General features: G+C 70.5%; 6 protein-coding genes and 1 pseudogene. 4 read left to right on the top strand and 3 right to left on the bottom strand.

Annotation, left to right across the window (positions count from 1 at the left end):
- Positions 1 to 180 (bottom strand): annotated as a pseudogene (locus CQZ88_RS31100) (RNA-guided endonuclease TnpB family protein); the annotation flags it as partial.
- On the opposite strand from CQZ88_RS31100, the gene CQZ88_RS14875 reads away from it, so the two are divergent.
- The gene (locus tag CQZ88_RS14875) at positions 117 to 2312 is read left to right on the top strand and encodes a prolyl oligopeptidase family protein (RefSeq protein ID WP_255326775.1); all 2196 of its coding nucleotides are present in this window, start codon (positions 117 to 119) and stop codon (positions 2310 to 2312) included. The pseudogene CQZ88_RS31100 and the gene CQZ88_RS14875 overlap by 64 nt on opposite strands.
- Positions 2313 to 2322: 10 nt before the next feature.
- Here CQZ88_RS14875 and CQZ88_RS14880 read toward each other — a convergent pair whose 3' ends face one another.
- Entirely contained in the window at positions 2323 to 3174 is an 852-nt protein-coding gene (locus CQZ88_RS14880; RefSeq protein ID WP_006932928.1) for an alpha/beta fold hydrolase, read from the bottom strand.
- 9 nt (positions 3175 to 3183) lie between these two features.
- Positions 3184 to 4215 carry a patatin-like phospholipase family protein gene (locus tag CQZ88_RS14885; RefSeq protein WP_029545286.1) on the bottom strand — a complete coding sequence of 344 codons (1032 nt, stop codon included), beginning with the start codon at positions 4213 to 4215 and terminating at the stop codon, positions 3184 to 3186.
- Positions 4216 to 4386: 171 nt separating this feature from the next.
- Here CQZ88_RS14885 and CQZ88_RS14890 point away from each other — a divergent pair, with 171 nt between their 5' ends.
- From CQZ88_RS14890 to CQZ88_RS14900, 3 genes are all read left to right on the top strand, one after another.
- The gene (locus CQZ88_RS14890; RefSeq protein WP_232334171.1) at positions 4387 to 4713 is read left to right on the top strand and encodes a PASTA domain-containing protein; all 327 of its coding nucleotides are present in this window, start codon (positions 4387 to 4389) and stop codon (positions 4711 to 4713) included.
- Between the two features lie 112 nt (positions 4714 to 4825).
- On the top strand, positions 4826 to 5209 hold the full coding sequence (locus CQZ88_RS14895; protein ID WP_029545290.1) for a phage holin family protein: 384 nt from the start codon (positions 4826 to 4828) through the stop codon (positions 5207 to 5209).
- 85 nt (positions 5210 to 5294) lie between these two features.
- Positions 5295 to 5501 (top strand): PspC domain-containing protein, encoded by a 207-nt coding sequence (locus tag CQZ88_RS14900; RefSeq protein WP_029545293.1) that lies wholly within the window; start codon positions 5295 to 5297, stop codon positions 5499 to 5501.
- The last annotated feature ends 27 nt before the right edge of the window (positions 5502 to 5528 follow it).

Consider the following 5528-nt stretch of genomic DNA (forward strand, 5'->3'; position numbering starts at 1 on the left):
TTTCCGCGCTTCGGTCAACTGCGTGGCCAGCTTCCCGAACGTCGGCCTGCCACCGGCCTTGTGTTGGTGCACCGCCTCGTTCCACAAGAATCGGCAACGATGCCACTCCTGCATCAGTGCATGTTCGGCGATACTGCCCGGCCGCAACCGGTAGTTGTAGCGCACCACCTCGACCCCCATACCGGGCACGCCAACCGGACCCACCGACAGGTTTCCCCGACACCCTCACACCCCTCGAGAGGAGGACGGCGCCTTCTCTCCCCCGTGCACGAGGGAGTATCCGCGCCGAACACCAGATGACCGACGACACGAACGACCCGTACCTCTGGCTCGAGGACGTCACCGGCGACCAGCAACTCGGGTGGGTGCGCGCGCACAACGACCGCACCGTCGACGAGTACACCCGCACCGAGGCGTTCGAGACGCTGCAGTCCCGGATCCGGGAGGTCCTCGACACCGACGCGCGCATTCCGTACGCGCGGCGTCGCGGCGAGTACCTGTACAACTACTGGCGCGACGCTCGGCACGTGCGCGGTCTGTGGCGGCGCACCACCATGGAGCAGTACCTGCGCGACGCCCCGGACTGGGACGTGCTGGTCGACCTCGATGCGGTCGCCGAGGCGGAGGGCGAGAACTGGGTGTGGTCGGGCGCGCAGGTGCTGCGGCCCGACCAGTCCCGGGCCCTGATCGGCCTGTCGCGCGGCGGCGCCGACGCCACCGTGATCCGCGAGTTCGATGTGGAATCACGGAAGTTCGTCGACGGGCCGGACAGTTTCACGGTGCCGGAGGCGAAGACCGACATCGGCTGGATCGATGCGGACACCGTGTACGTCGGCACCGATTTCGGCGACGGCTCGCTCACCGACTCCGGATATCCGCGCCTGGCCAAGCGCTGGCGCCGCGGTACCCCGCTGTCCGCGGCCGAGACGGTGTACGAGGGCGACAAGTCCGACGTCGCCGTCTCCGCCTGGTACGACCGCACCCCCGGCTTCGAGCGCAGTTTCGTCGAGCGCGCGATCGACTTCTACACGTCGCACCGTTTCGAGTTGCGGCCCGACGGGGAGCTCGTCCGGATCGAGGCCCCCGACGACGCGAAGGTCTCCGTGTACCGCGACCACCTGCTGATCAGGACCCGGTCGCCGTGGCTCGGACATCCGGCGGGCACCCTGCTGGCCGCGAACTACCCCGAGTTCCTGGCCGGGTCGCGCGAGATGACGGTGCTGTTCGCCCCGGACGCGCACACCTCGCTGGAACAGTACGCCTGGACGCGGAACCACCTGCTGGTGGTCGCGCTGCGCGACGTGCAGACCGAGGTGCGGATGCTCACCCCGGGAGCGGACGGGTGGACCGATCGGCCCCTCGAGGACGTGCCGGCCGCGACCTCCACCTCCGTGATCGACGTCGACCCGCTCGAGAGCGACGAATTCTTCCTCAACTCCAGCGGTTTCACCGTGCCCGCGACGCTGCTGTCCGGCACGGTCGGCAGCCCGCTGGAGCCGATCAAGCAGGCCCCGGCGTTCTTCGACGCCGAGAACGTGACCGTCACACAGTATTTCGCCACCTCGGACGACGGAACCCAGGTTCCGTACTTCGTGGTGGGCCGCAACACCTCGTCCCCGGCGCCGACCCTGCTGTACGGCTACGGCGGATTCGAGAACTCGATGGTGCCGGCGTACAGCGGCGGCGTGGGCCTGGCGTGGCTCGAACGCGGGTACACCTACGTGATCGCCAACATCCGCGGCGGCGGAGAGTACGGGCCGCAGTGGCACACCCAGGCGCTGAAGGAGAACCGGCCCCGGGTGTTCGAGGACTTCGCCGCGGTGGCGCGGGATCTGGTCGCGCGCGGCATCACCACCGCCGACCGGCTCGGCATCCAGGGTGGCAGCAACGGCGGTCTGCTCATGGGCGTGATGCTCACCCGCTACCCCGAACTGTTCGGGACGATCGTGTGCCAGGTGCCGCTGCTGGACATGAAGCGGTATCACCTGCTGCTCGCCGGGGCGTCGTGGATGGCCGAGTACGGCGACCCCGACGACCCCGACGAATGGGCCTTCCTGCGCGAGTACTCGCCGTACCAGAACACCGACCCGGACGCGGCGTACCCGCCGATCCTGATCACCACCTCGACCCGGGACGACCGGGTGCATCCCGGTCACGCCCGGAAGATGGTGGCCCGGCTCGAGGAACAGGGGCACGAGGTCTGGTACTACGAGAACATCGAGGGCGGGCACGGCGGTGCCGCGGACAACGCCCAGGCCGCGTTCAAGGCGGCACTGACGTTCACGTTCCTCGAGCGCATGCTGTCCCGGTAGGAGGCCGCGCTCACCGGTCCTTCAACCAGGCGGAGATGCGGTCGACGGTGTCCGCGTTGTCGCGGATCCACCCGTTGTGCCCCAGCGGCCGGGACTGGTGCCACGTCGTCACGTCCGCGGCGGGCATCTTCTCGAGCAGGTGCCGGGCGGCGGGGACGGGCGTCATGTCGTCGCCCTCGACGGTGACGGACAGGACCGGCAGGCTCAGCTCGGCCAGCCGCTGCTCGTAGTCGACGTCGGCGCCGCGGGGCTCGAAACGTCCGCTGCGGGCCAGGCGCGCCCAGTCCGAGATGAGCAGCCGGGACTGGCGGCCGAAACCGGCGACGTCGAGCCGATCGCCGGGCCAGAACCCGGCCACGCTCGCGGTGATCGACATCGCCGCGGACCCGAGGAGCAGACCCGGCCCGCGGATGCCCGCGTGGTGACGGTAGTAGGGGGTGCCCGCGGCGACGAGGATCAGCCCGCCGAGGCGTCCGGGATTGCGGGAGGCATAGAGCACCCCGAGCTGACCGCCCATCGAATGCCCCAGGAGGTACGGGGTGGAGTCGAGGAACCGTTCGTGCACCACCTCGAACATCGCCGGCAGGTCGACGGCCACCAGTTCCTGGTAGCCGTAGTCGCTGTCGGGTCCGGGACGGGGGCGGCTGTCGCCCTGCCCGGGCAGCTCGCAGAGCGCGGCGTCGAACCCGTGCCCGGTGAGCGCCTCGGCGACGGGCTCGTAGTAGCCCGCCGGGATGCCGAGGCCGGGCAGGATCACCACCACGGGCCGTGGCGCGTCGATGCGGGCCGGGTGTTCCGGACCGGGAAACAGGCGGACCGGCGTCGTCGTGCCGCCCGGCAGCTGGATCGGTACGGTCTCCACCGGCTCAGCCTAGGCGGTTCCGGTGTCCGGGTCAGCCGGTTCGGCGACCGGCGCGACGCCGAGCCCCGCGGCGTCGAGGGCGGACTCCGTGAGGCTGCGGCCGAGCGCGATCATCTCGGCCGCACGGTGGAAGTCGAGGCTGCGTCCCGACTTGCGAGGGACGCGGATGAGCACGTCCGGCGGGTACCCGGCGAGCTGATACCGGGCGAGGGCCGACTGCATCAGATCGAGCGAACGGTTCATCACCTCGAAGCGGCTGAGCTTCGGGACCGGTACCGGATCGTCGACGACCTCGGTCTCCTCGGGCGCCACGTCCTCCACGGCATCGCTGCGTGCCACCTGCCCGCTGCCGAAGCGACCGACCACCGAGCGGACGACGTCGCGCTCGAGCAGTTGCGCGGCGCTGCGGCGGAAGCGGCCGATCCACTCGTCGACCGGTCGCGGCTCCGCACTCGCGTGGGCCGGGGCGCCGCCCTCGACGTCGCGCTCCTCCGCCCCGAGACTGACACCGATGGTGACGTCGGCACCGGCGGCGAGGATCGGGGCGAGTGGCAGCGGATCGAGGATTCCGCCGTCCGCGAGCACCCGCCCGTTGAGCACGTACGGGGTGATCACGCCGGGGATCGCGATGGAGGCGCGGATCGCCACGTCGACGGGGCCGCGCTGGAACCACACGGACCGGCCGGCGGCCAGGTCCGTCGCGACCGCCGTATACGGGATCCGCAGCCCCTCGATGGGGGTGTCGCCGAGGATCTCGCGCACCTTGTCGAGGATCTTCTCGGCGTGGATGGCGCCCGGCGCGGACAGCGACACGTCGAGCAGGCGCAGCACGTCGAGCTGGGTCAACGACGTCGCCCAGCGGGTGTAGTCGTCGAGCTTGCCCGCCGCGTACAGCCCGCCGACGAGCGCGCCCATGGACGAGCCCGCCACCCCGGTGATGTCGAAGCCGCGTTCCTCGAGCACCTCGATCACGCCGATGTGGGCGTAGCCGCGGGCACCCCCGCTGCCCAGGGCGAGCGCCACACGCGTCGGTCCGGCCATGCACAGATCCTACGGAGCACACGGCGCGCGAACCCCGAGACGAAAGATCAGGGTAGGGATCGGGGCGTCACCCGATGTGGAGCCGGCCCGCCGGTCGGCACGCTGAAAGGCATGACATCCACCACGAGCATTTCCCACTCCGTTCCCGAAAGATCCTGCCGTGGAAGGGTTTTGCTGCACACCTCCGTCACCGCGGCCGTGTGCGCGGCGGCCGCGTCGGTGCTGCTGGGCACCGGAACCGCGGCGGCGGCCCAGCCGGCTCCGAACGTGGTCGGCATGAGCGAACACAGCGCCCGGGCCGCGCTCGAGGCGCAGGGCGTGCCGTACGGCGTGGTCAACCGCGCCGGCACGGCGTCCGGCGACTGCCACGTCACCGAACAGCGCGACAGGGGCTACCGCACCGAGATCGACATGCGGTACAACCACGACAAGGACGAGTTCGAGCGCGTCGAGACGCAGGTCTGGCGGGGCGTGGGCCTGGCGGTGGTCTGCATCTGACGAGTTCTCGCGCCGCGCCGACGATCCGGCGCCTCGAGGCGGGCCGGGATTCCGGCCCGCCTCGTCGGCTTGTCGGTTCACCCTCCCGGCCGGTGGGGGCTAGTCTCCTGGCATGGTCCGTCTGCTCGCGTCCGCGGTCGTCGCACTGCTCGCCAACGCTCTGGCGCTGCTCGTCGGTGCCTGGGTCCTGCCCGGCATGACGCTCGACGGCGTCGCCTTCGTCATCGCCGTCGTCCTGTTCACCGTGGCCGCGATGCTCGTCGACCCCCTGCTGCGTCAGCTGGCGGTGACCAAGACCCCTGCGCTCCTGGGCAGCAGCGCGCTCATCTCGACGCTGGTGGCGCTGATCGTCACCTCGCTCGTCAGCGACGGCCTGCAGATCCGGGGCGCGGCGACCTGGATCCTCGCGACGGTGATCGTGTGGGCCGTCGCACTGATCGCCCGGATGCTGCTGCCCCTGGTGATCTTCAAGAAGACGCTCGCCAAGCGCCGCTGAGGACGAACCCCGAGACGAAAGATCAGGGTAGGAATCGGGGCGTCACCCGATGTGGCCGGCAGGCCCGCGGCGGCACGCTTGTCGCATGACATTCGAGAACAGCACCCCCGGTCCCCGTCCCTTCGCCCGTTCCCGCTCGCAGCGCATGCTCGGTGGCGTGTGCGGCGGTCTCGCCGAATACTTCGGCATCGACGTCAACCTCGTCCGCGCCGGTGTGGTGGTCGCCGCGTTCGTCACCGGAGGCGGTGCGGCGCTGGTCTACCTGGCGCTGTGGATGCTGCTGCCCGAGTGAGAGGGACGAGTTCACCGCTCTCCCCCC

The sequence above is a fragment of the Rhodococcus sp. ENV425 genome (assembly GCF_002887785.1).
GTDB classification, from domain to species: domain Bacteria; phylum Actinomycetota; class Actinomycetes; order Mycobacteriales; family Mycobacteriaceae; genus Rhodococcus; species Rhodococcus aetherivorans.

What these genes read in the sequence shown, in the direction of transcription:
- CQZ88_RS14895 (WP_029545290.1), top strand. Translation starts at nt 4,826, where the DNA reads ATGGTCCGTCTGCTCGCGTCCGCGGTCGTCGCACTGCTCGCCAACGCT.
- CQZ88_RS14885 (WP_029545286.1), bottom strand. Translation starts at nt 4,215, where the DNA reads ATGGCCGGACCGACGCGTGTGGCGCTCGCCCTGGGCAGCGGGGGTGCC.
- CQZ88_RS14900 (WP_029545293.1), top strand. Translation starts at nt 5,295, where the DNA reads ATGACATTCGAGAACAGCACCCCCGGTCCCCGTCCCTTCGCCCGTTCC.